Below are 22,085 nucleotides of genomic sequence, written 5' to 3'. Positions count from 1 at the left end.
TTTATTCCTGACCCGGCTTGCTTCCTCTATGAATAGAGCCCTTTTGTGAAAACGCCTCAAGGGACTTCTGCTTGAAAAAAGCAAAAGTCCCCTTAAAGGATACAATGTTAGAGCCTTGAACTCCTGCGCAAGCTAAATGGGTCTATCTCCAGGCCGGATGACACTTGACGCAGCTGTCACAAGCTTAGCGCATAATTTGAAGGCCATGCAGCCAAGCAAGCCTCCGCTGGAATTGAGGATGAGATCATCGACATCAAAGCTTCCAATAGCGAATAGGACCTGCGCGCTTTCCAGGCAAAGGCTTAAGCCTAGAGCAAGCAGGAATGCGCCTGTAAGCGAAAGTTTTTTGTTTGACAGTATGCCAAGAAAGACACCGAACGGCATGAATATGACGATATTCCCGACCAGGTTGATCAGATCGTGATCGGATAATACATAGATCGTCCGGGATATTTCATGAAATGGAATCAGATTGCCTTCATGCAATCTCCTGCTGATCAGATCAGGATTTTTCAGACTCATCTTGAGCTGCTGCCAGAGAAATGTCATGTCAATCGCGCGAAATTTGAACAAAATAATTTTGAGTAATGCATACATATACACGGCAAGCAGTCCCAGTGTGAAAACATCGTTCAGCGTTCTCTTTTGTTGCATTTCCCATCCTCCTCTTCTCCCGGAATTTTGACCCCGTCAGGAATACAAGGTCACAATGACACCATCCATATTGTCGCCTGAAATCTCATAGCGCTCATTCGCCGGAATAGGAATGGTTGTGCTGCCTGAGACAGGATAGTAAGAAATTTGATAGCTTTGATGATCGATCGTCGTCGTGATAGTCTTCTGTTCTTTCAAGAAGTCCAAATATTCTTCCAGGACAAAATTCTTTTCCTTCATGATGGAGCTGTGCGGCAGTCCAACATAGCGAAAATGCCAGGGCTCATACAGAATGCCCGTGATTGCCGTTTTATCCTGCGGATAACGCAGGACAAAACCGTATTTCCATGCGTTTTCTTTCAACCACAATCCTTCAGGGGCCGAATTCATCTCCGCCTGCGTAGATCCGATATCAAGCGATAAACCCAGGTTATGTTCGCTGTAGCCTGCCGGAAGGGCATAGTCGGCACCCATTTGTTGATAGAGCTCTTCTTGTCTTTTTTCGTCCCGATAACCGCTGCTGATTAAAAAATGGTTGACCCCATCATTTTCGGCGAACTCCACCATGGTTGTAAATTTTTGCGCCAGGCTTGGCGACAGCTTAATTGTGTTATCCAGCAAACCGAATCCGTTCAACAGCTCCTCATGCTGTGACAGATTGACCGCTTCGGCTGCTTCATCCCCGGACGGCACAGGATGGTCCTTATTGACAAGCAGCAAATTGCCTTTGTGAATCTGATCCTTTGCAACTTGAATGGTAAGCACATTCTTGACAGGAGTCACCTCCGGAGCTTGATGGTCCTCTTGCAATGACTTCTTGTCAATAACCTTCAGTTTGTGCTGGGCAAATCCAAAGTCCAGCAGCAAAAGTATAATAAGCCCAAAAACCCATTTCTTCATTATCCGTTTCCTCCTAACCACCCATCATCCACTTCAGGATAAAGAAAACTATTAAAAAAGAAATGGGGTTAAACTTAAAATTTTCATTAAACTTCTCGGCCGGCGGGGGTTCAGTCCCTGCATCGCAATCGAATTTTGCTATCTTATTTCGGCTGTATTATCATAAGCTTGATGATTGCTTATAACTCACAGGAGGATACTATAATCATGGGCAGAACTGCAATCGAAGTATACTGGGGAACTCTTGTACATCCTATTTTTCAAGACCGTCCGCTCTATCTGGCGGCGACGAGCCAAGGCTTATGCCTGATCACCCTGCCGAACGAGTCATTCGATACACTAAGAGCATGGGTGGATAAAAAAATACCGGAAGCTGTGCTGGTCGAAGATTTCGAACGGGTATCCGGGTACGTCCGCCAGCTGCAGGAATATCTCGAAGGGAGCCGGCAACTATTTACGCTCTCCTTTGACCTGCGCGGTACTGCATTCCAGGTCTCTGTCTGGCGCGCGTTAACCCAAATCCCTTACGGCCAAATCCGGAGCTATTCAGATATCGCCGAGACTGTCAGCAGTCCTAAAGCGGTTCGTGCGGTAGGTGCGGCGAATGGTGCCAATCCCATTCCCATCGTCATTCCATGCCATCGTGTCATAGGCAAAAATGCCGCGCTCACAGGTTTCAGGGGCGGTCTGCAGGTGAAAGAGGAATTACTTCGGCTGGAGGGCTTTTATGACTATATCCACAAAGGACATGCACGCTTTCTCTTTTGACGGACAGGTTCGGGTGGGATGGCCGATGTCAGGTCATAGTATGGAGAAGTCTTTTGGCTGCTGAATAGCCTGACAGATTGCGGCCGTGTTACAATAAGTGGACGGATGTTCAGATTTATTTCGAAGGTGGCTGCCGCTTTGCTTTATATCATTAAATTTCTGTACAGTTTTGTCCTTCCGCCCGGTTTATTTATTGTGGTCCTGCTGCTTCTCTGCTTCCGGATCTGGAAGCGGGACCGAAAGTCCGCAATCGTGCTGCTTTCGACTACACTTATATTGTATCTGCTCTCGACCGGCCTTGTTGGTGAGGCCTTAATCCGTTCACTGGAGAGTCGTTATTCGCCTCCCGATCGGCTGCAAGGCGACGTTATTGTCGTACTCGGCGGAGGAGCGACAAGGGACACGCCGGATATCGACGGCCAGGGGAACTTGTCCGGTTCGGCTGCCAACCGAGTGCTAGCCGCGGCAAGACTGCATAATGAAACCGGACTTCCCATCGTTTTCTCCGGTGGCCAGGTATTCGAGGATAGCGGCAATGAAGCGGATATCGCCAAACGCCAGCTCATCGGGCTAAACATACCCGCCAACCAAATCTTCATCGACAATCTTTCGTTAAATACCGAACAAAATGCCGCAAATGTCAAACTGATTCTCGATGAGCAGCATTTTGAGAATCCGATTCTCGTTACCTCCGCTTTTCATATGGAACGATCTGTCTTGAATTTCAAAAAATCCTCCATTGACGTCATCGCTTATCCTGTTGATTACTGGACCGGGCAGGAGGCGGCCATCTATGCGAATAAGCTGACGCCATCATCGGGAGGTCTCTCCAATACCGGCGTCGCATTAAAGGAATACCTGGGAATCGCTGCTTTAAGGTTCTGAGCGTTGAGGCAAAATGAAAGAGAAATCCCCTTAAAGCGATGCATGCCGCTGCTGTCAGCATGTCCTGCTCAAGGGGATTTTTTAGTTTCATCGGGGCATTTAGAAAGCCATAGCCACAGCTCTGACGGGAGCTCCGCCGAAGCCCTGCAGCTTCAGAGGAAACGCGCATAAATACCAGCGTTCCTCGGTAAGAAGCTCCTCAGTCAGGTACAGCTCCTCAAGCGGCCAAATTTCATTTGACAGCAATACCTCATGCGCAGGCCGCCCCTTACCTTCTCCCCAGCCTCCGATGCTGAGACCGTCAATACCGACTCCCTTGACGCCGCGAGATACGAGCCATTCGGCTCCTTCACCGCTAAGATAAGGCCACCGATGGTAATAATCTTCGTTATATCCGCGCTTTAACCCCCAGCCCGTGCAGAGAAGAACAATATCGCCTTCGCGGATGCGGTCGCTATAGAGCTCAAGATGACTGCTGCCGATTGGCGAATCGGCTTCAATGCCGAACAGGTTAATCGGTACCGCTTCACCCTGGAACTGTTCGACCGGAAACTGTTCAATCGTCTTTCCTTGCGGGTAGAAATGAAACGGTACATCAAGATGCGTGGCGGTATGTACATTCATATCCAGCCTTTCGGCTGTAAAGCCATCATTGGGACACAGCGCTTCGTAACGGACCTCCACCATTCGGTAAGTCGGCCAGCCTGGACAGTTGTGATAGACTGGTTGGGATAAATCAACAACTTTCCTCGGGGTCGGAATTGGCATCTTTCAACCTCCTATTTGTACTTGAATATGTTTCAATATAAGCGCTTACAATACACAATAACAAAACTCAAAAAAATTATATCATACTATGAGGAATCCAACCGGCAAAAGAGAGCAATTGATAAGAAATGATAGAAAGTCGATCAGTTGCCAAAAGAATAAACGAAATGAAGAAGATTGTTATTTCCCGTTCAAAAATGGATATTCTGGCTTGGAATAACTCACAGCAATTGATCCTTGATAAAAGCTTTGTTCATGAAATTGAAAAGCTCAAAAACAGTGACGGCAAGAACATCTCCGTTGAAAGCGGAGTGAAAACCTGGCAGTTATTTTTACATCACGATCTTTTTGATGAACTGTGGTTATTCGTACATTCCGTAGTCGCTGCTCAAGGCGAAAGGCTGTTCGCGGATGCTGGAACAAAGTTCTCCCTGCACCTGAGCAGCACTAAAATATATAAGAATGGCGTTGTTGGGTTGCGGTACCAGAAGATATAAGGCCTTAAGAGCGGGGTCTGGCTGCCGCTCTTGACCGGCGGGACACTTAAACCGGCTATCCCATCGCATGCAGCGGAATGTTCACCATCGACATCGCCTGTTTCTTTTGTTCATCGTTCACATGCGTGTAGATCATTGTCGTTTCAATGGATGAGTGTCCCAATAACTCTTTGACAACCCTGATATCCACCCCGTTTCTAAGGAGCATCGTGGCAAAACTATGCCTTAATTTGTGGCATGAGAGTTTCATATCCGTCACTTTGGGGTTCTTCTCTTTAAAGGCCGAGAAGGTTTGCCCCACAATTTTCTGGATCTGCCGTATGGAAAGCCTCTTCCCCTTTTGCGAAACAAAAAAAGCATCCTCCTTCGCACTGTAAGGCGTGATTCTATGTGCTTCTACCTCGATCAGATACGACAGCAAAACAGCAGGCACAGGGATTTCGTTCCATTTACGCCCTTTTCCGAATACTTCGATGGACTCCTTCCCTTTCTTGAAATCCTTGAGATTCAACCGATGTACCTCGCCAACCCGAAGCCCGCAATAGCCCATCAGCAAAAAAATCGCGATATTCCTGCTTCGGTAACGCCCCTCAATATACTGGAGAGTCTCGACAAGCTCTTCTTCTTCGAGATACACGGGTTTCTTGTTTTTCTCCGTTTTTGATTTTTTCACCTCAATAGCAGGATTGCGGTTAGCCATTTCGAAATCGATCAATGCCACATAAAAGGAGCGGATCGCCGATAATGTCCTGTTCCGTGTCCGGTCCCCGGTCGAATGCTGTTTGGCCACCAAAAATCCAACAACGTTCATTTTTCCCGCATCTTCTGCCGGAAGTCCTTCTAATGATTGAAGATAAGAATAGGCTTCTCTCAAATATTCTTTTTGAGTGGTAGCCGTATAACCCGCCTGCTTCATCCATATAGAAAAACAATGAATTTGTTTCCCATACAATTCCTCAAGCTCATAATCCCGCGGCAAATATAATCCCCCTCTTAATCCCTCATGTAACCGGTCCACAACATAATAAAGAATGTCCGCGGCTGCTTGTATATGTCTGTTTATTGGCTTGGCTTCGATACATTCAAACACAGCATACTGTGTCCCCTCTTACGATTATAAAATCGTTTTAAACCGAAAGTGCGCCAAACATGTATTTTGCGCACTTATTATAGCATATATTTGTTCCCAAATGCGGTACAAAAATCATGGATTTGCCCTGAATCGTATGACCTCCGGATTATCACCGGCGTATAACTTGACTAATAATTGTTTATATGTATAATAAAATGAACGGTCTGTCTTTTATGTGAAAACCAGCTTTAAACAGGAGGTGTTTACGATTAAAAAAGGTGAAAAATCAAAAAAACATATTATAGAACAATCCGCCATGTTGATGAACCAGCATGGATTTCTGGCTACTCCGCTTTCTGAAATTGTGGAAGCAACCGGAATGCAAAAAGGCGGAATCTATAACCACTTTAAAGACAAAGAGGAATTGGCTTTGCTTGCTTTTGATCAATGCTGCAGCGTGATTCAACAATATATAGAAGATGCGCTCCTTTTGAAGACATCAGGGACGGACCGCATCATCGCCTTTATTGAAGCTTATAGTACATTTGGAGAGAACCCTACGATACCAGGGGGTTGTCCCATTATGAATGCTAGCATTGAAGCCGATGACGGACAATCCGCAAAACTGCTGGAAAGAGCGCAAGGCGCCATGCAGCATTTAATCCATTTCCTTAAGGACGAAATCACCGGCGGAATTGCGAACAAGGAATTCCGGGCTGATATTGACCCGCAAAAAACAGCAACTCTTATTATGAGTACTATTGAAGGCGGCATTCTTTTGAACAAATTATTTAACGACCGGTTTCATATTACAACGGTCCAAAATCATTTGAAGGATTATATAAAAAACGAGCTCAGCATAAATTGAAAATGGAGTTGCTGCAGATGATCTATTACGATTCTACCCATGGACAGGTTTCCTGGAATGAAGAGCTTCAAGCAGTCGTCATGGAATGGAAAGGCTTTGCTCACGGCGAAGAGTTCCAAACGATTCTTATAAAGGGAATTGAATTATTGGAGCAAAAGAAAAGCAGCAAATTATTGATGGATTCCCGCAAAGGCTCTGCCATTAAAGCAGAGGATCAGGAGTGGGTCGCGCAGCAATTCGTGGCACGTGCTTATGGGGTTGGACTTCGATATCTCGCAATGCTTTTGCCTAAAAGCATGATCGCCAAGCTGAGTCTGGATCGAACAATAGATGGTCTGGGTGAGCTGCCGTATGAGCTTGTGAATTTCAGCGAGATGGAAGAAGCGGTTCAATGGTTAACCCATCCGCATGCCAAATTTGTTTAGCATATCTATTCACTACTTCCCATTGCCCCATCGATATCCAGCCGCCAGTTGTTACACTGCATGATGTTCCCTGGCGGGTATTCAAATTCGCACTGATGCATCAACGAAAAGCCGAGCTTCCGGCATACTGCGTTCGACGCCGGATTATTGACAGACGGGAACGCATGAATATACCTATGCTTTTGTTCCCTGGTGGCACTAATAATAGCTTCTCTGACACCTGCGGTCGCTATGCCTCTGCCTTGATAAGGCGACAGTATGCTCCAGCCGATTTCGTAGACGCGCTCTTCCTCCCACTTGCTGTCCCAGTACCCGACACTGCCGACAGCTTCAAGTTCTGGAAGCAAAACAATGCTGAACATCCGGCCTGTCCCTCGTCCGCCAATTTCAAGATACCGCTTGTGGCGAGAAAGGATCTGTTCGTCGGTTTCCGGACCTCCAAGATGCTCCATCATCTCCGGAGCATTAATAAGACGCAGCAAATCCAGATTGGAATCGGCCCAAGACTCTATCCGGACGAGTGATGGATTCATTTTCTCCGACATTTCTCTCACTCCTATTATTTTTATTTCTGATCCGGTCACCTTCATGGGCGCACACTTATGTATTCGAGTTTAGAAAATATTACGTTTGTCTTATGATATCAAGAACATATGTTCTATGTCAATCAAGCCCCCTGATTTGGAGACTAATTATTTTGATTTGCTTCTATTAAAAGTAAAAAGGCACCGCATCGCTGCAAGCGCCCTTTCCTGTTGCGAATTGTTTGAGTTTGTCATTCTTAATTAAACGCCAACGGCGTAGCGCAGTTGAACAACGCCATTGCCAAGCGGCTTGAAGTCCAGCAGCTCCACATCCTTGTACTGATAATGGTGTTGGTCTATCAAGAGGTTGAGCCCCTTTCCCTCAAGCACAGGCGCAAAATTGAATATGATCTCCCCAATAAGCCCTTGACCTAAAAATGCATTGTGCAGATCCGCGCCGCCCGCAAGGAGCGCTGTTTGGTAGCCCTTCTCCTGCAGGTAATCGAGTGCTTCCTGCGGGGACCCTACAACCTTGACACCGGGCAATTCATTCATGCTTGTTGAAACCACCACGATATCGATATCGGCAAAAGGACCACCCCCTCCACCGCCGTTTCCACGCATGGCCTCGAACGTTCGGCGTCCGACGATGAAATTACCGGCAGCTATCGCTTGGGCCGCAAAATCGTCGAATGCTTCTTTTTTTGGCGGATGTTCGGCACTGGACTGGGCGTAGTTTCCATTGGCAGACAATGCTGCCCAAAGAATTGTTTTCATAGTTAATTCCTCCATTTTCATTCATAACAATGATAGTTTACAAAATTACACATTTATCAATTCCGGAGACGTTCTCTCAAGGACACTTCGAATCGAAGCCGCAACCCGATCCGGCCGGTCCTCCTGCACATAGTGAGAGGCATCATGCAGGGATTCGGTTATGCTCAAATTAAGATATCCTTGCCATTTTTCCATTTCTTCGGGCGGAAAGCCGGCGCTGTCCTTCGTGCCCCAGAGAATTTGTGCCGGTAAATCAGACAGCACTGACAGTCCCGATTCGATTTCCGCAAGCCACGACCGCGCTTTTCGTATCTGCCTTGGGAAAACCCATGTCGGCTTCCTTGATTCCGGATTCGGAAACGGGTCGGTATAGGCCTTTCTCAAGCTTTCCGTGATTTTTTCCGAATGGAAAATTCCGTGCGGAACAATCCTTTTGGCGAAGAAGTTCCGCCTTGTCTGCAGCCAGTATCCAATGGGCCATCCTCCCATCGCCAACGAGAAAATCTTCATCGCAGGCAGCGCCGCAGGCCAGGCCCAGGTATTCATGACAACGATGCCCCGCAGATTGTCCCGGTTCCGAACGGCATAATTCAATCCGATCGGTCCTCCCCAGTCCTGGACCACCAGAATCATATTTTTGAGATCCAAGAACCGGATTAATTCCATGACCGCATCGGATTGCTCCTGCGGCGTGAAGCCGTACCGCGAAGGCGCTTTGGACATTCCCATTCCGGGGTAATCCGGAGCGATCAGGCGGCATTCTCTGCTGAGCTCCTTAATGACATTGCGATAGAGATAAGACCATGTGGGATTTCCGTGCAGGAGAAGAACTACCGGCCCTTGTCCTTCGTCAATATAATGAATGTGTCCGTCACGGTAAGGCAGCCAATGGTCCTTGAAGGGGTATTCCGACGAATCCACTTCAAAAGGTCTTTTCATATGTATCGCCTCCAATCCACTGCTTGCTTCATTTTATTGAGGCTTCAATTTAATGTATCCCCCTGCAACAAGAGTAGTGGATTACGGAACATTTGAAAAGTAGTTACATTAAGGTGCAATAGTTTCACAAAATGAACGATAGAGAAACACTGAATAAAAAAACCGCCAAATTGAATTGGCGGTTCCTCTATGTCTTACTATAATAAGACTTGCACAGACATTCATGTTTTCACTTCTTTCTTTTCTCTCCCCCATGGTATCTGAAAAAAATGTTGGAAGGCGTTTGAACGATAATTTTTTGCTCATCGGTCAGCAAATCCAGCAGCTCCTGCGGTCTTTCGAAAGCTCTCCACGAAATCATGGAGGGGGCATATTTATATAATACGGATCGGCGTTCATGCGAGCCCTGCCAGGGGAAGGTTCCATGAGTCAGCGCCTCCGTGAATATTAGTACATCCCCCGCCTTCTGCTCAATATGTACGGTGGCTCCGATGTCCGAATAGTCCCTATACGAATCCGGCACGCGATAATTGGCTTTATGACTTCCGGGGATACAGCAGAATCCGCCGTCATCCGGTCCGATATCTGTCAAGGCGTAAGATACGACAGTCAGGCCGTTGAACATTTCTCCGTCTTTAAAAACATAAAACTGCCCCGGATCGTACGGGGCTCCTCCTCCGTGAAGTCCCAGAGGGGGATGGCCTTTCCGCTGAATAAGGGTATACTCGTGATCCAGCCGGTATTCCAGTTTCAGCAGCTCCGTTAGATATGGCACGATTTTGGGATCATCTATCAGATCGCGAAAATCGCTCTCTTCCCAGAGCATAAAGTTTTTCAGCCGCTCCTTACCCTGTTCCATATTCGCATCGATGGCGCTGTTTAACGAAGCAAGCTGCTCCTTGGTCAAAACATTCTTGACCACGATGTATCCCTGTACGTCAAATAAATATTTTTCTTTTTCATTCATCCCGATTCCCTCCGAATTCATCTGATTTGTGGACATTTCCCTGGCTGCGTCCAAATAAAGAAAGGTATGAGCAAACGCAGGCAGCGTCTGACCCATACCAGATTTTATGCGTTTTTAATCAAAATAGACGGGCTTCCCGGTTTCCGCGGAAATATATACGGCTTCCAGGATGGCCGATACCACCATCGCCTCTTCCGGCTTAACAAGAGGCTCCGTATCATTTACGATACTGCTGATCCACTGCCTGGCTTCATACTCGAAATCAGTCAGTTTCTCTCCTCTGAAATGTTCCCTTACGTTCGGATCAACGTCTATGACGTTCAAATATAAGCTGCCGTCCCTCTCGCCGTTGATGCGCAGGCCGTCATTAAAATCAGCGCCGCCCTTGGTGCCGCATAAATAAGAGCCGTCTGACTTGGCAATGTTCAGCGCCCAGCTGGTTTCAATCGCAACCACCGCGCCATTTTTGAATTTGACATAACCAAAGGCCGAATCCTCCACTTCAAACTGCTGCGGATCCCAGGAACCCCATTCGTTGGCCGCGTTTTCCGTATCCTTTAATTTATGGAACACGCTTCCGACCACGCTCTGCGGTTCATAGTTGTTCATCAGCCAGAGGATAAGATCGAGCGAATGGGTTCCGATGTCGATCATAGGACCTCCGCCCTGTTTCTCCTTATCCAGAAAGACACCCCAGGTGGGAACGCCTCTGCGTCTGGTGGCAACCGCTTTGGCGTAATAGATTTCGCCCAGCTCATCGTTATCAATCATTTTCTTGAGCAGCTGCGACCGCGCCTTGCTGCGGTTCTGATAGCCGACCGTCAGCTTTTTCCCGGTACGCAAATGAGCCTCGTACATCGCTTTAGCTTCGGCGCCGGTCTTCGCCATCGGTTTCTCGCACATGACATGCTTCCCCGCCTCCAGCGCATCGATTGAAATGACGGCATGCGAAATATTAGGCGTCAGCACATGGATCACTTCAATCTCTTCCATCGCGAGCAGCTCTTTGTAATCGGTAAACACCTTCGCTCCGGGAACGCCGTACTTCTCCGCGCCTGCGCGGGCTCTTTCCTCGATCAGATCACAGAACGCGACCATTTCCACATTGTCTACCTTGGCCAGGCTTGGCATATGCTTGCCATTGGCGATCATTCCGACTCCGATTATTCCTACTTTAACAGTCCGCATCCGATCAGATCCCTCCCGGCTGCTTGAATTCCACCGTTCTTTTCTCGCGGTGAGCGATATAAGCCGTTTCCAGCAGCTCCGTAAGCTTCGTTCCATCCTCCAGCCCGAACGGCATCGGTTTATCTTGGAGAATCCCGTCCACCCACTGAATCAGCGGAAGCGGCTGCTCCGCTGGAAGCTTGCGTGGGGAAACCCATCCCTGCAGCGGAGAATCCGTATGCTTGGAGGCAAATCTGACATGATCGCCGGAGATGATCAAGGTCCCTTCGGTACCGTACAGCTCGAATGCCGCCGGCGTCAGGTAGGTGACAAGACTTGTCTCCAGCAGCGCAACCGCATTATTCATAAATTCAACCGAGCATTGGGCATTATCTTCAACGGAGCGTCCTGTGAAATAATTAAACATGGAGGTGATGCGTTTCGGTCTGCCCAGAAGCCAGCTTGCCAGATACATCGGGTGGCAGCCGAGATCCATCATCGCTCCCCCGCCTGCCTGTTTCTCGTCATACCAGTATTCTGGCAGCCAATTATTTAACGCTCCGTCGTGACCGTTGCGGATGCGCAGGAGCGTGACAGCGCCAAGCAAGCCATCGTCCACGAGCTGCTTGGCGAACAAATGATGCGGCCTTGTACGGGCGGGGAACGAGATACAGAACTTGACGCCTGCCCGCTGTACCGCGGCAGATATTTTATCGCACTCCGCAACGGTCAATGCCATCGATTTCTCCGTGAAGATATGCTTTCCCGCATGGGCGGCGGCAGTCATCACTTCGGCATGCATGCTGGTAGGGGCATCGATGACGACGGCATCCACATCATCCCTTCGCAGCAGCGTATCCAGATCCGGCTCGAAATCAGCCCCCAGCTCCCCTGCCCAGGCGCCTCCCCTGTCCTTGTTCTCATCCCATACCGACGTAATGGTGACGCTTCCATGAGACTGCAGATGTTTGGCGTAACCTTCGGCATGAACATGCCACTTGCTAATCATTGCGACATTAAGCATTTGTCATCCCTCCTTATCCTGGCTATGAAATGGAAGTGCGGCATATCCTCCGCCGAATGGCGCGTCAGGCCTTGTGTAATCCCCCATTAAGGCGCGGCGCATTGGCGTTGTTCTTGCCATGAATTCGCTGTTGTTCTCCATGCGGTCGGACGGCTTCACCCATGGCGGCGAATAGATGTAATGCATGGTATAGCGGTCATAGTCCTCATTGTGCTCGTAGGTCCGGTGCCAGACTGCGTTATGAAACACAAGCACGGAACCGGCCGTCGCACAAATGACATGGCCGATCGGCGTATCCCCCTTCTGCTCGCGGATCAATGCGGGAAGCGGCACGGCGCTCCGGTGGCTGCCCGGAACCAGCTCCATATTTCCCATTCCCGGTTTGGTCTGATCGGTCAACAGGTAAGAGGCTCTCAGCTGCAGCAGCGGAATCGGATGGCTTAACTGATTAAAGTTGTAGGCGCCCGATCCGTCCTGATGCCAGCCGCCCATGACGCCTCTTGCCGGCTGCCTCGTGTTCCAGCCGGATTGGACGATAAACTTGTCGCCGTATATGCCTCTGATCTTAGGCAGCACCGCCGCATGATCCATCAGTCCTTCGAGCGCCGGTTCCGTTTCATACCCGCGGCCGACCTGACCGAAGGCAGGCGTCCCGGCTGCTTTATGAACTCTCTCCGACGCCTCCAGGCATTGCCGGACCTCCTCCCTTGACAGCACATCGGGAATAATAAAATAGCCCCATGATTCAAATATAAATTTGTCATGATCCGTATAAGCCCCTGCGGACACAACCGGATTTAACATACCTCAGCCTCCTTTTCTCATTAGACGAAACGCGTAAGTTCTCAAGCAGCAAGCCGTTGTTCTACCTTTATTTTCTTCCTTTCTCCGCCTCCTGGAAAGTGTAAATCCTTTAAACGGAGTACCACTCTTTTGCTAAGTCTATGCGTTGAATGGAATGTCATTACAGCTTCCATACCTTGGAGCGGTACTGGCTTGGCGTCATCCCATATTGATCTTTGAACACTCTCGTAAAATAACGGTAGTTATTGTATCCGATTTGTTCCCCGATCTGGATAATCGTAAGCTTGGTCCGCTCGAGAAGTCCCTGCGCTTTCTCCATGCGGAGGCGGACCATATAGTCGATAAAATTTTCCCCTACTTCCTGTTTGAACCTCGTACTGAAATAGGAAGAGCTGATTCCGGCATAATTTGCTACCTGCTGCAGGGATATATCCCGGTTCATATTGACTTGAATGTATTCAATTCCCTTGAAAACGGGACCGCGCTCCGTCTTGTCCATCTGGATCTCGTCCATTACATAGTGAATCATGTCAGACATCTTTGTTTTCAAATCCTCCAGCGTTTCCGTTTCTTCGAACTGCTGCGGCAGACCGCTGAGCCATTCACTGCTTGCGTTCATGGATTTCAGTTCCGTCAACTGCTTCGTCACATTCACCAGCAGCTCGCCCGTCGCCCATATAACGCCTTCCGCTGCCCCTCTTTGCTTGTGCAAAGCAAACCAATCCTCAAGCACCGCAGCAGCGGCTCCGATTTCATTCTGCTTCAAGGCAAGAGCAAGTCGCTTCTCGCATTCGAAGGGATAATTGCACTCTTCATTCCACCCGGCTAGTTCTCCTAAGCTGGTAATCGATGATTTCCCTTTGAAAAACTTATGATTCAGCGCTTTTTCCGCCTCGCGGAAAGAACGGGGCAGCGCATCCGGATTATCCGCTTGCGCACTGCCGCCTACCGAAATCGTCAGCTCGAATACGTTCAGGTACTGCCGCAGCGCCTCCTGGAAGCGCTGCCCGATAAGCAGAGTCCATTCATCCGCAGTTATGCCCCTAGAGCTTAACGGGATGATAAAGATAAATCGGTTATCGAACAAGGCAGATGAGAACAGGCAGTGATATTCCCGGGCAATCTCGTTCAGAATGTTCATCACCATAAATTTGCACAGCTTCTGGTCCCGTATGGGGTGGTCGAGCAGAAACCGGGCATATTCATCGATTTCGGCAAGGATCGTAATACATGAGAAGGAAGAAGAAGCGAGATCCAATAGACGAACGCATTCCCTGTCCGAATCCGGATCAGATTGCAGCAAGGTTTGCTGCAGGCAATGCTGAATGACCGCGCGTTCGTTCTCTTTCTTCATGCTGTCTGCCTGCATCAGCCGGCTGCGGCGCATATGCTTTTCATCCAGACTCACCTTCAAGCTTTCAAATTCCAGGCACAGCTGCTCTTTGGTAATCGGTTTCAATAAATAGACCGCAACGCCCAGCTTGATGGCTTGCTGCGCGTATTCGAATTCGCCATACCCGCTGGAGATGACTACCTCGGTATCGAATCCGGCGTCGCGGATCCGGCTGACAAGCTCCATGCCGTCCATCCGCGGCATCCGAATATCTGTCATGATGGCGTCAATACGGCCGTCGGACTGCAATTTTTCCCATGCAGCCAATCCGTCCTCCACAACATCGACACAATGGAATCCGAAGCTTTCCCAATCCACGACTTTCGATAACCACTTACGTGTCGACCATTCGTCTTCAACCAGAAGCAGCCTGTACATCTGAATCCTCCTTTAACAAGGGAAGATAGAGCCTTACTTCCGTACCTTTCCCCACTGTGGATGTAAGGCTAAGTCCATAGGCTTGACCAAAATACATTTGAATCCGATTGTTGATATTTTTCAAGCCGATGCCCGAATCGGCACCATGATAGGAAATCCCTGCGCGAATACGCAATAATTGCGCCTCCGGTATCCCCGACCCATTATCCGTTATGGTAATTTCAACATTTCTGTCAATGACGTTCCCTTTTACACGTATAACACCTCCTTTGCCTCTGCTGCCAAGTCCATGCCGGATAGCGTTTTCCAGAATCGGCTGCAAAATGATTTTCAAGGTGTACATCCCATACAGGCGGGGATCAATCTCCCAGACAACCTCGAAGCATTCTCCAAAACGAATGCGATGAATTTCCAAATAACATTCGGCATGATGGATTTCATCCTGCCAGGCGATCACCCGGTTTCCTTTGGAAACCGAAATGCGAAATAAATCCGATAAAATGATGACCATGCGTACGGCTGTATCGCCTTCATCAAGCTCAATCTCATTTTTAATGGAGTCTAAAGTGTTATACAGAAAATGGGGATTAATTTGCGTCTGCAAAAAATTCAATTCCAGTTCTTTAATTTTCAGCTTCTTCACGAAGTTTTCCTGGATTTGCTGGTCCAGCTGGCTGAGCATCGCGTCAAAGCTCGTACTGATTACCCCGATTTCATCATTGCGCCTTTCCACGCTTTGTCTGTAGGTCACTCCTTTTCCTACGAGCAGCACCCTTTGATGCAGCAGCCGCAGCCTCAGGGTGAGTCTTTGCGTAAAGAGGAAAGAAAGCACAGTGAAAACGACCATGCTTATCCCGCCAACCAGGAGCAGTATATTCCGCAGCTGAATGGCACTCCCGTTCAGTGAGCTTTGCGGCACGAGCAGAAAGCTGGTCAGCTGGTTCTCACCGACGCTCTTGTACCATAAGGAATAGTTCTTCTTGTCGAGCGTTACCGCAAGCTCATTCCCTGCGTCCCCTTCTCTTTGGGACAGACGGACAATCTCCTGCGGAGCCGGTTGGCCCATATAGGCCTCCGACGAGGAATGGTACATATATGTTCCTTGATTGCCTAGAATAAATACCTGATCCGGCGCATTTCCCGACCTTGCGTCCGCAGGTGTAGGAATGATGGAGGATAATTCAATAACCATCCGCAAATAACCAAGCTTTTGAAAGGATTTCAATGAGTAAATCGGCTTGATTAATGCGTAATTGTATTTCCCGTTCTTCTCGTCGTATTGCAGCATCCACACGTCGGAATCCTGTAAATAGCTGGCATCGACGGAGTCGAACAAGGATTGAATGGGCAGCCAGTATAAGCCGTCCGAGAGCTTTCCCGATTTAAGCGAGAAGAATTGAATCGACGAAATATCGGAGGCGCGATAGGCGAAAATATATCGGATCGTTGTCTTGATTTCCTTGTTCATCATAAAAATGCCCTTCTGGACATAGGCATCGGGGTCCTCGAAAGCATTCTGCACGACCTCGGACAAGGTTAATTGATCCGCAATGCTCTCATAAAACTTCAGATTAAAGCTTACGGTCGTATTCAGCTGCTCCAATACCTTGCGGTAGGAATCGCCCACCTGTTTGTCCACCAGCTGATTGGCCTGGTTAAAGAAGACATAGCTGACTACCGTAATCGGGATCACGATGGTAACCAGACAAACGACCATCAGCTTATGATGAAATTTCATGTACATTCACCTGCACAATTCTTAGTAAGAGCATAACCTATCAATTCGATTCTCTGTCCGGTTCCCCTTCCAATAACGGATAAAAAAGAAGGAACAGCGGGAGCCGGATCATCCCGCCCCGCCATTCCGTCAACTGTCAGCCTGCTGTATTATAGGCCCTGAATTTAATGGTCCCTGCTGCCACAGCCTCATTCATCGCTTTCTCTATCTCGTGAATGCCGGCTGCCTCCAATTGTTTTCTTGCCGCGTCGACAATACTGCGCGCTTCCTCTTCTGTCTTCGCATAGAAGGCTTGCTTGTTGACGTCAGCCAATTTATCGGCGATCGGCTTGATCTGTTCCCACTGCTCCTGCGATTGGGCAAATACCCCCGGGTCGTAGCCTTCCGCCAGCTCAACCCCGTTGGGACGCAAGGTCTTGGTGATTTCCTCCACCAATTTCGTTCTTGGATCCACCTGATAGCCAAACTCCCCGCCAAGCTGGGAAAACATTCTTTTCGCTCCGGAAACATTGGCATACCCTGCATTGATTCCTTCATTGACAAGCGCATTGACCGGGTCCGCCTGCATCTTCGTGACCCATTCCGGCTTCGCGACAGGCTTGCCGTCCACCAAATCATAATGCACGCCTTCAACGCCGTAGTGTGTCAGCAGATAACCTTCGTCGGACATCAGGAAATCGAGAACCCGGGCAGCGGCATCGGGGTTTTTCGACTTCTTCGTAATCGCCACTACATCCGAGCCCTGCGATATCAATTGAGCTTTATACGGATCGCCGTTAATATCATTCAACGGTCCGAGCGTTTCCAGCTCCGCTTCCGGATGTGCATTGACAAAACTGCGGGTTGCATCGTAAATGGCATAATAATGGGCGGACAGCACCCCATAGCGGCCCTGCGCCACCTTCTCCTGAGCTAACGCATCGGACTGCACGAAGGCTTCCGGGTCGATCAGACCGTCTTGAAGCAGCTTCTGCATATACAGAATATAATCCATTTGGCCCTGCGTCATGAAGGTGTACTGCGCTTTGCCCTCACTGTCGAAGGAGAAGCCGCCGGAGCTGCTGTAGAACATTTTATTAATGATATCAAGCGCCCATCCGCCGTGGAATGCGCCCATCGGGATGACAGGTTGACCGTTCGACGTCAAGCTGGCATCCTTGATCGCTTTAAGATAGTTATAGAGGTCGTCAGGCGTGTGAACAGACTGGGGATCAATATCGATTTGAGCGGCAATATCCTTGCGAACGTACTGGCCATACAGCCAATCTCTCAGGTCCTCGGGCTTTGCAGCCATTTGGGAGTAAAGCATATATGATTTTCCGTCGAAATTGGCAGGATCGAAATATCGGGCCCACATATGCGGAGGAACATTCTTTTCTTCGACTGTCGCGGCCAGGTTCGGGTATTTCTGCAGATACGGCGTCAGGTCGACCAGTTGATTTTCCTTCGCAGCCTTGAGGATGGCTTCCATTTCCCCTCCGCCCGCCCAGGCAGGTCCCGTATAAATATCAGGCAGGTCCTGTGTTGCGAAGATCGTATTTACCTTCTCTATTTCGTTTTGCGTGACCTCGATGATTTTCAGCGTTACGCCGGTCTTTTCTTTAATCACCTTCGCAACCGGATTGTTCTCCTCATCCTCGGGGGCTGTGTTCCCGCCGTTCCAATTGGTCAGCAGCGTCAGCGTGACATCCTCGAATTGATTTCCGTCATCTGGTGCGTTTTGATTCTCGCTTGCGGTAGAATTCGGCGGTGAATTTGTTGTGTTGTTCGTTGATGAATTGTTTGTACAGGCCGTCGAAGCAGCCAATAGCAGAGCAATCGCGAGCAGAGAGAAGCTTTTTCCGCGCTTCTTTTGTCCCTTCATCTTCTTTCCTCCTTCATCAACTGGAAATCTATGATAAAGCTCCCGGGTTAGGAGCGGTTACCCCTTGATCGATCCGAGCATCGCTCCCTTGACGAAATGCTTCTGGAAAAATGGATAAATACATAAGATCGGCAGCGTTGCGGTTACGAGAATCGCCATCCGCAGCGATTCGGGAGTCGTTCTCAGCAGCTGCATGCTCATTTCCGTCGTACCGCCGCCAGAGTTGGTATTATTGCGGGTCGCATTGAGGAACGCCTCTGATTGCGTCAACAGATTTTGAAGCAGCGTCTGTACGGGAATCAGGTCTTTATTCGAGACAAAATAAGAGCCGGTGAACCAGTCATTCCAATGGAAAACGCCGATAAATATCGAAACGACGGCAAGCACCGGTCCAGATAAGGGGACGATAATGCGCAGAAAAATCCGCACATCCCCATAGCCGTCAATTTTGGCCGATTCTATCATTTCCTCGGGCAGCTGCTCCAGAAAGGTCCGCATAATGATAATGTGAAAAAAGTTGAACAGAAAAGGCAGGATGTACACCCAGAATGTATTGAACAGCCCCAATTTCTGCAGAACGATGAACAATGGGATAAATCCCGCGTTGAAGATGGTCGGAATAAAGATGAAAAAGGTGAAAAAGTTTCTTCCCGGGAGCTTCCTCCTGGACAAGGCGTATGCGGCCAGCATACATAAGCTGACATGCAGCAAAGTGCCAATGACTGTTCGAAGCAGCGTGATTTTATAGGCGTTCAGAAGCGCCGTATCCTTGAAAATTTCCCGGTAGTTCTCCAGGGTGAACTTCCTCGGCCAGAAATGAATGCCCCCCTGCATGGCGTCAATCCCTTCATTCAGCGAATAGGCCGCTATATATATGAACGGGTAGAGCGTACAGAAAGCAAACAAGCCAAGGAAGAAGTAATTGAGCAGCGTAAACCATGACCATCTGATGACCATAAACAGCCCCCTCTAGAACAACGATGTTTCACTTACTTTTTTGCCGATCCGGTTTACCGTCAGAATGAGAATGAAGGCGATGATGCTTTGGAACAAACCGACTGCCGTCGCATAGCTGAGCCGTCCCTCGCGGAGCCCTGCCTGGATCACATACGTATCGAGCACGGTGCCGACCGCGGCAGTCGCGGGATTGCTCATCAGAAGCAGCTGCTCGTAGCCGGCCGTCATGAGTGTTCCGCATTCGAGGATAAACAAAATAATCGTAATGCTGCGAATCCCCGGCAGTGTGACATGCCACATCTGCCTGAACCGGCTTGCGCCGTCAATTTTGGCTGCTTCATACTGCTGCTGATCGATTCCCGCAATCGCCGCCAGATAAATAATCGAATTCCATCCGATCGATTTCCAGATATAAGAGGAAATGATCAGCGGGTAGAACCAATCCACGTTTCCCATAAAGAAGACAGGCTGGCTCCCGATCGAAGTGATCCATTCATTAACAGGCCCCCCGCTTGGCGTAAGCAGACGCTGCATCAGCGTAACGACAACAACCCATGAAATAAAATGAGGCAAATAGAAGATTGTCTGCACATAACGCTTGAACCACTGCTTGCGGACCTCATTGATCAGAACTGCAAGAATAATGGGAGCCGGAAATCCGATGATCACCTTCAATAAACTGATCACAACCGTGTTGCGGATAATATCCGCTGCCTGGTAGTAATCGAAGAACTGTTCGAAGTATTTCAAACCGGCCCATGGGCTCCCAAGAATGCCGTCCGCGTAGTTGAACTCCTTGAACGCAAGCACCAGTCCAAATAACGGCGTATAGGAAAAAATAATGAACCAAACCAAAACGGGCAATAAAAACAAGTAAAATATGCGATGCTCCCAGATCCTCTTCCGTAAATAGGGCCAGTTTATCGAGTTAGCCGTGTGCGGCTGAGCTTCTCCCGGGACAGGCTTCATCTTATCGGCTCCCCTCCATTTGAGTATTCATTTTAGAATGTAAAGGCTTACATAAGATGATACGCCTCCTAAGCCCCTTAGGAGAAGTCTAATTATTTTCAGTCAGGTACCATTATTTTCCGTTTATCAGATTATAATTGCTGGCTTCATTTGCCAAACCTCGAACCGGGGCACCGTTAGTCCGCTGCTTGCAGAGACCGTCAACCCGTCGCTGTCAGCCAAGGACGGATAAACGCGCGAGGTAAGACAAGCTTCATCCCCCGCAAATACTTCAATGACGGAATGGTCGACAAATAATCTCACGTCCAGGCGCCCGTTTTCCAGCTCGGGAAGCTTGCCTGTGATGCAGGATCTATGCGTTCCGGGAAACAGGCTTGATCGCGTCCGGTCGATCATGATAGACATTGCCGAAGGATCAATCACGATCCGGGTCTCTTCTTCTCCGCCGCTTGAACGCAAAACTGAAATCACGACAGGCTCCGTCACATTCGCCAAATCAAGCTCGGCATATGCCTCATAGGCTCGGGAACGAATCCCGGTGTCATAGGGCTCTGCATGTACAGCCAACTCATGAAAGACCGAATGATCGCCACGCAGCGCGCTTAGCTCCGGAACAGGGGACATCGCAATTTTCCCATTGTCCTTCAGACGCACCTCCCGCGGCAAGGCAAGCGCTCCTGCCCAATCCAGCTGCAAGGGGAAGTCTTCTCCTCTTGAGCCTTCGGGCATCCACCCGAGCAGGATTCTTCTTCCGGAAAGATCGGTGAAGCCGGTTGAGGCATAGAATCCTTCCCATCCGCCATGGTCTGCGTAACCGGTCGCATTTGGCTGCAGCTGAAGCTGCTCATTTACCGTGCCGGTAACATAGCGCACTTCGCCGGACGGGGAGTAGAAAAGAACATACCGGTTATCGAATTTGAATACATGCGGGCATTCCCAAATGGACTCGTCCCCTTTATGAAAGAAACCCGTAAATTCCCAGTCGTGCAGGTCGCTTGAGCGGTACAAGGCAGCACAGCCCTTCCCTTCATGAATGCCACCAAGCAGCATCCGCCATTCGTCTGAGTCCCGCCACACATAGGGGTCACGCCACTCTTCGATCTTTACGTCCCCATGAATTTTTCCCGCGAGCACGGGATTATTCCGGGATTTCTCCCAGGTTATCAAATCGCCGCTGCCGTGTGCCGTCCATTGTTCGGCTCCGGTTGTGGCATTACGCTCTCCGGTGCCGATACTGGTGTAGAACAGCGTGACTTTCCCTTCTTCAACAACCGAGCACCCCGAATAACAATGATATTCGCCGCGATCCCTGGAGGGGGAAAGCGCAACGGGGAGGTATTCCCAGTTCACCAGATCCCTGCTCTTGGCATGTCCCCAATGGATGTTTCCCCACTCGGGCTTATCCGGATTATGCTGGTAGAACAGATGGTATTCCCCGTTGTGATGAAAAGGCCCGTTAGGGTCGTTCATCCAGTTTACTTTCGATGTAAAATGAAAGACCGGCCGATAAATATCCATTATATTGCCTCCCTTAAATGTGTCGGATACCGGGATCGTGGAACAATGAAATGATCACAGTATCCTTTGCCAAGTATCCCTTTTCATTATGACTATTTTCCGAGCAAAATCACAGCATCAATACCCAGGCCGGTCTGCATCAAGAAAAAACTGATGCTGAAAGAATCTCTTTCATAAAAAACCATGCCACAAAAACAAGCACAAATCAAAAACTGCTGACAATAAACGA

22 protein-coding genes are annotated in these 22,085 nt (G+C 49.0%); 5 read left to right on the top strand and 17 right to left on the bottom strand.

What is annotated here, in order from left to right:
- Positions 1 to 132: 132 nt before the first annotated feature.
- Positions 133 to 654: a VanZ family protein gene (locus tag AC0YOA_RS21695; protein ID WP_475788380.1), complete on the bottom strand. Its 522-nt coding sequence runs from the start codon at positions 652 to 654 to the stop codon at positions 133 to 135.
- A 36-nt stretch (positions 655 to 690) separates the two neighbouring features.
- Entirely contained in the window at positions 691 to 1,554 is an 864-nt protein-coding gene (locus AC0YOA_RS21690) for a M15 family metallopeptidase (protein ID WP_475788379.1), read from the bottom strand.
- Between the two features lie 207 nt (positions 1,555 to 1,761).
- On the opposite strand from AC0YOA_RS21690, the gene AC0YOA_RS21685 reads away from it, so the two are divergent.
- Both AC0YOA_RS21685 and AC0YOA_RS21680 read left to right on the top strand, forming a co-directional pair.
- The gene (locus AC0YOA_RS21685) at positions 1,762 to 2,322 is read left to right on the top strand and encodes a methylated-DNA--[protein]-cysteine S-methyltransferase (protein ID WP_475788378.1); all 561 of its coding nucleotides are present in this window, start codon (positions 1,762 to 1,764) and stop codon (positions 2,320 to 2,322) included.
- Between the two features lie 138 nt (positions 2,323 to 2,460).
- Positions 2,461 to 3,207 (top strand): YdcF family protein, encoded by a 747-nt coding sequence (locus AC0YOA_RS21680; RefSeq protein WP_475788686.1) that lies wholly within the window; start codon positions 2,461 to 2,463, stop codon positions 3,205 to 3,207.
- 99 nt (positions 3,208 to 3,306) lie between these two features.
- On the opposite strand, the gene AC0YOA_RS21675 is transcribed toward AC0YOA_RS21680, so the two are convergent.
- Entirely contained in the window at positions 3,307 to 3,975 is a 669-nt protein-coding gene (locus AC0YOA_RS21675) for a cyclase family protein (protein ID WP_475788377.1), read from the bottom strand.
- Between the two features lie 167 nt (positions 3,976 to 4,142).
- Between AC0YOA_RS21675 and AC0YOA_RS21670 the strand changes: the two genes are divergently transcribed.
- Positions 4,143 to 4,472, top strand: coding sequence for a dihydrofolate reductase family protein (locus AC0YOA_RS21670; RefSeq protein WP_475788376.1), 330 nt, complete (start codon positions 4,143 to 4,145; stop codon positions 4,470 to 4,472).
- 55 nt (positions 4,473 to 4,527) lie between these two features.
- Here the strand turns inward: AC0YOA_RS21670 and AC0YOA_RS21665 are convergent, their stop codons facing one another.
- On the bottom strand, positions 4,528 to 5,451 hold the full coding sequence (locus tag AC0YOA_RS21665; RefSeq protein ID WP_475788375.1) for a tyrosine-type recombinase/integrase: 924 nt from the start codon (positions 5,449 to 5,451) through the stop codon (positions 4,528 to 4,530).
- A gap of 328 nt (positions 5,452 to 5,779) precedes the next feature.
- On the opposite strand from AC0YOA_RS21665, the gene AC0YOA_RS21660 reads away from it, so the two are divergent.
- Together AC0YOA_RS21660 and AC0YOA_RS21655 are read left to right on the top strand one after the other, a co-directional pair.
- Positions 5,780 to 6,412: a TetR/AcrR family transcriptional regulator gene (locus AC0YOA_RS21660; RefSeq protein ID WP_475788374.1), complete on the top strand. Its 633-nt coding sequence runs from the start codon at positions 5,780 to 5,782 to the stop codon at positions 6,410 to 6,412.
- Positions 6,409 to 6,837: a hypothetical protein gene (locus AC0YOA_RS21655; protein WP_475788373.1), complete on the top strand. Its 429-nt coding sequence runs from the start codon at positions 6,409 to 6,411 to the stop codon at positions 6,835 to 6,837. The genes AC0YOA_RS21660 and AC0YOA_RS21655 overlap by 4 nt, the downstream gene beginning before the upstream one ends.
- A gap of 5 nt (positions 6,838 to 6,842) precedes the next feature.
- On the opposite strand, the gene AC0YOA_RS21650 is transcribed toward AC0YOA_RS21655, so the two are convergent.
- From AC0YOA_RS21650 to AC0YOA_RS21590, 13 genes are all read right to left on the bottom strand, one after another.
- Positions 6,843 to 7,382: a GNAT family N-acetyltransferase gene (locus AC0YOA_RS21650; RefSeq protein WP_475788372.1), complete on the bottom strand. Its 540-nt coding sequence runs from the start codon at positions 7,380 to 7,382 to the stop codon at positions 6,843 to 6,845.
- 240 nt (positions 7,383 to 7,622) lie between these two features.
- Positions 7,623 to 8,138: a dihydrofolate reductase family protein gene (locus AC0YOA_RS21645; RefSeq protein ID WP_475788371.1), complete on the bottom strand. Its 516-nt coding sequence runs from the start codon at positions 8,136 to 8,138 to the stop codon at positions 7,623 to 7,625.
- Positions 8,139 to 8,183: 45 nt separating this feature from the next.
- Positions 8,184 to 9,077: an alpha/beta fold hydrolase gene (locus AC0YOA_RS21640; protein WP_475788370.1), complete on the bottom strand. Its 894-nt coding sequence runs from the start codon at positions 9,075 to 9,077 to the stop codon at positions 8,184 to 8,186.
- Between the two features lie 229 nt (positions 9,078 to 9,306).
- Positions 9,307 to 10,044: a phytanoyl-CoA dioxygenase family protein gene (locus AC0YOA_RS21635; RefSeq protein WP_475788369.1), complete on the bottom strand. Its 738-nt coding sequence runs from the start codon at positions 10,042 to 10,044 to the stop codon at positions 9,307 to 9,309.
- 114 nt (positions 10,045 to 10,158) lie between these two features.
- A complete protein-coding gene (locus AC0YOA_RS21630) occupies positions 10,159 to 11,232 on the bottom strand; it encodes a Gfo/Idh/MocA family protein (RefSeq protein ID WP_475788368.1) in 1,074 nt (357 codons plus the stop codon).
- Between the two features lie 4 nt (positions 11,233 to 11,236).
- A complete protein-coding gene (locus AC0YOA_RS21625) occupies positions 11,237 to 12,235 on the bottom strand; it encodes a Gfo/Idh/MocA family protein (protein WP_475788367.1) in 999 nt (332 codons plus the stop codon).
- Between the two features lie 3 nt (positions 12,236 to 12,238).
- Positions 12,239 to 13,039, bottom strand: a complete 801-nt coding sequence (locus AC0YOA_RS21620; protein ID WP_475788366.1) for a phytanoyl-CoA dioxygenase family protein — start codon at positions 13,037 to 13,039, stop codon at positions 12,239 to 12,241.
- Positions 13,040 to 13,199: 160 nt separating this feature from the next.
- The gene (locus AC0YOA_RS21615; protein ID WP_475788365.1) at positions 13,200 to 14,810 is read right to left on the bottom strand and encodes a helix-turn-helix domain-containing protein; all 1,611 of its coding nucleotides are present in this window, start codon (positions 14,808 to 14,810) and stop codon (positions 13,200 to 13,202) included.
- Positions 14,788 to 16,548, bottom strand: a complete 1,761-nt coding sequence (locus AC0YOA_RS21610; protein ID WP_475788364.1) for a sensor histidine kinase — start codon at positions 16,546 to 16,548, stop codon at positions 14,788 to 14,790. Before AC0YOA_RS21610 ends, AC0YOA_RS21615 begins: the two co-directional genes overlap by 23 nt.
- 136 nt (positions 16,549 to 16,684) lie before the next feature.
- Complete coding sequence (locus AC0YOA_RS21605; RefSeq protein WP_475788363.1) at positions 16,685 to 18,412, bottom strand: extracellular solute-binding protein; 1,728 nt, start codon at positions 18,410 to 18,412, stop codon at positions 16,685 to 16,687.
- Positions 18,413 to 18,469: 57 nt separating this feature from the next.
- Positions 18,470 to 19,369: a carbohydrate ABC transporter permease gene (locus AC0YOA_RS21600; RefSeq protein WP_475788362.1), complete on the bottom strand. Its 900-nt coding sequence runs from the start codon at positions 19,367 to 19,369 to the stop codon at positions 18,470 to 18,472.
- A 12-nt stretch (positions 19,370 to 19,381) separates the two neighbouring features.
- Positions 19,382 to 20,338: an ABC transporter permease gene (locus AC0YOA_RS21595; protein ID WP_210040149.1), complete on the bottom strand. Its 957-nt coding sequence runs from the start codon at positions 20,336 to 20,338 to the stop codon at positions 19,382 to 19,384.
- A gap of 126 nt (positions 20,339 to 20,464) precedes the next feature.
- Complete coding sequence (locus AC0YOA_RS21590; protein ID WP_475788361.1) at positions 20,465 to 21,856, bottom strand: glycoside hydrolase family 32 protein; 1,392 nt, start codon at positions 21,854 to 21,856, stop codon at positions 20,465 to 20,467.
- Positions 21,857 to 22,085: the final 229 nt, after the last annotated feature.

The organism is Paenibacillus sp. JT22N12, from assembly GCF_056269365.1.
This window is presented reverse-complemented; position numbering and strand designations above follow the sequence as displayed.

Bases quoted from the DNA above. Each gene is read 5' to 3' on its own strand.
- AC0YOA_RS21630 (WP_475788368.1), bottom strand. From the start codon at position 11,232: ATGCGGACTGTTAAAGTAGGAATAATCGGAGTCGGAATGATCGCCAAT.
- AC0YOA_RS21595 (WP_210040149.1), bottom strand. From the start codon at position 20,338: ATGAAGCCTGTCCCGGGAGAAGCTCAGCCGCACACGGCTAACTCGATA.
- AC0YOA_RS21620 (WP_475788366.1), bottom strand. From the start codon at position 13,039: ATGTTAAATCCGGTTGTGTCCGCAGGGGCTTATACGGATCATGACAAA.
- AC0YOA_RS21605 (WP_475788363.1), bottom strand. From the start codon at position 18,412: ATGAAGGGACAAAAGAAGCGCGGAAAAAGCTTCTCTCTGCTCGCGATT.
- AC0YOA_RS21670 (WP_475788376.1), top strand. From the start codon at position 4,143: ATGAAGAAGATTGTTATTTCCCGTTCAAAAATGGATATTCTGGCTTGG.
- AC0YOA_RS21690 (WP_475788379.1), bottom strand. From the start codon at position 1,554: ATGAAGAAATGGGTTTTTGGGCTTATTATACTTTTGCTGCTGGACTTT.
- AC0YOA_RS21635 (WP_475788369.1), bottom strand. From the start codon at position 10,044: ATGAATGAAAAAGAAAAATATTTATTTGACGTACAGGGATACATCGTG.
- AC0YOA_RS21610 (WP_475788364.1), bottom strand. From the start codon at position 16,548: ATGAAATTTCATCATAAGCTGATGGTCGTTTGTCTGGTTACCATCGTG.
- AC0YOA_RS21695 (WP_475788380.1), bottom strand. From the start codon at position 654: ATGCAACAAAAGAGAACGCTGAACGATGTTTTCACACTGGGACTGCTT.
- AC0YOA_RS21590 (WP_475788361.1), bottom strand. From the start codon at position 21,856: ATGGATATTTATCGGCCGGTCTTTCATTTTACATCGAAAGTAAACTGG.
- AC0YOA_RS21675 (WP_475788377.1), bottom strand. From the start codon at position 3,975: ATGCCAATTCCGACCCCGAGGAAAGTTGTTGATTTATCCCAACCAGTC.
- AC0YOA_RS21645 (WP_475788371.1), bottom strand. From the start codon at position 8,138: ATGAAAACAATTCTTTGGGCAGCATTGTCTGCCAATGGAAACTACGCC.
- AC0YOA_RS21615 (WP_475788365.1), bottom strand. From the start codon at position 14,810: ATGTACAGGCTGCTTCTGGTTGAAGACGAATGGTCGACACGTAAGTGG.
- AC0YOA_RS21625 (WP_475788367.1), bottom strand. From the start codon at position 12,235: ATGCTTAATGTCGCAATGATTAGCAAGTGGCATGTTCATGCCGAAGGT.
- AC0YOA_RS21600 (WP_475788362.1), bottom strand. From the start codon at position 19,369: ATGGTCATCAGATGGTCATGGTTTACGCTGCTCAATTACTTCTTCCTT.
- AC0YOA_RS21640 (WP_475788370.1), bottom strand. From the start codon at position 9,077: ATGAAAAGACCTTTTGAAGTGGATTCGTCGGAATACCCCTTCAAGGAC.
- AC0YOA_RS21685 (WP_475788378.1), top strand. From the start codon at position 1,762: ATGGGCAGAACTGCAATCGAAGTATACTGGGGAACTCTTGTACATCCT.
- AC0YOA_RS21650 (WP_475788372.1), bottom strand. From the start codon at position 7,382: ATGTCGGAGAAAATGAATCCATCACTCGTCCGGATAGAGTCTTGGGCC.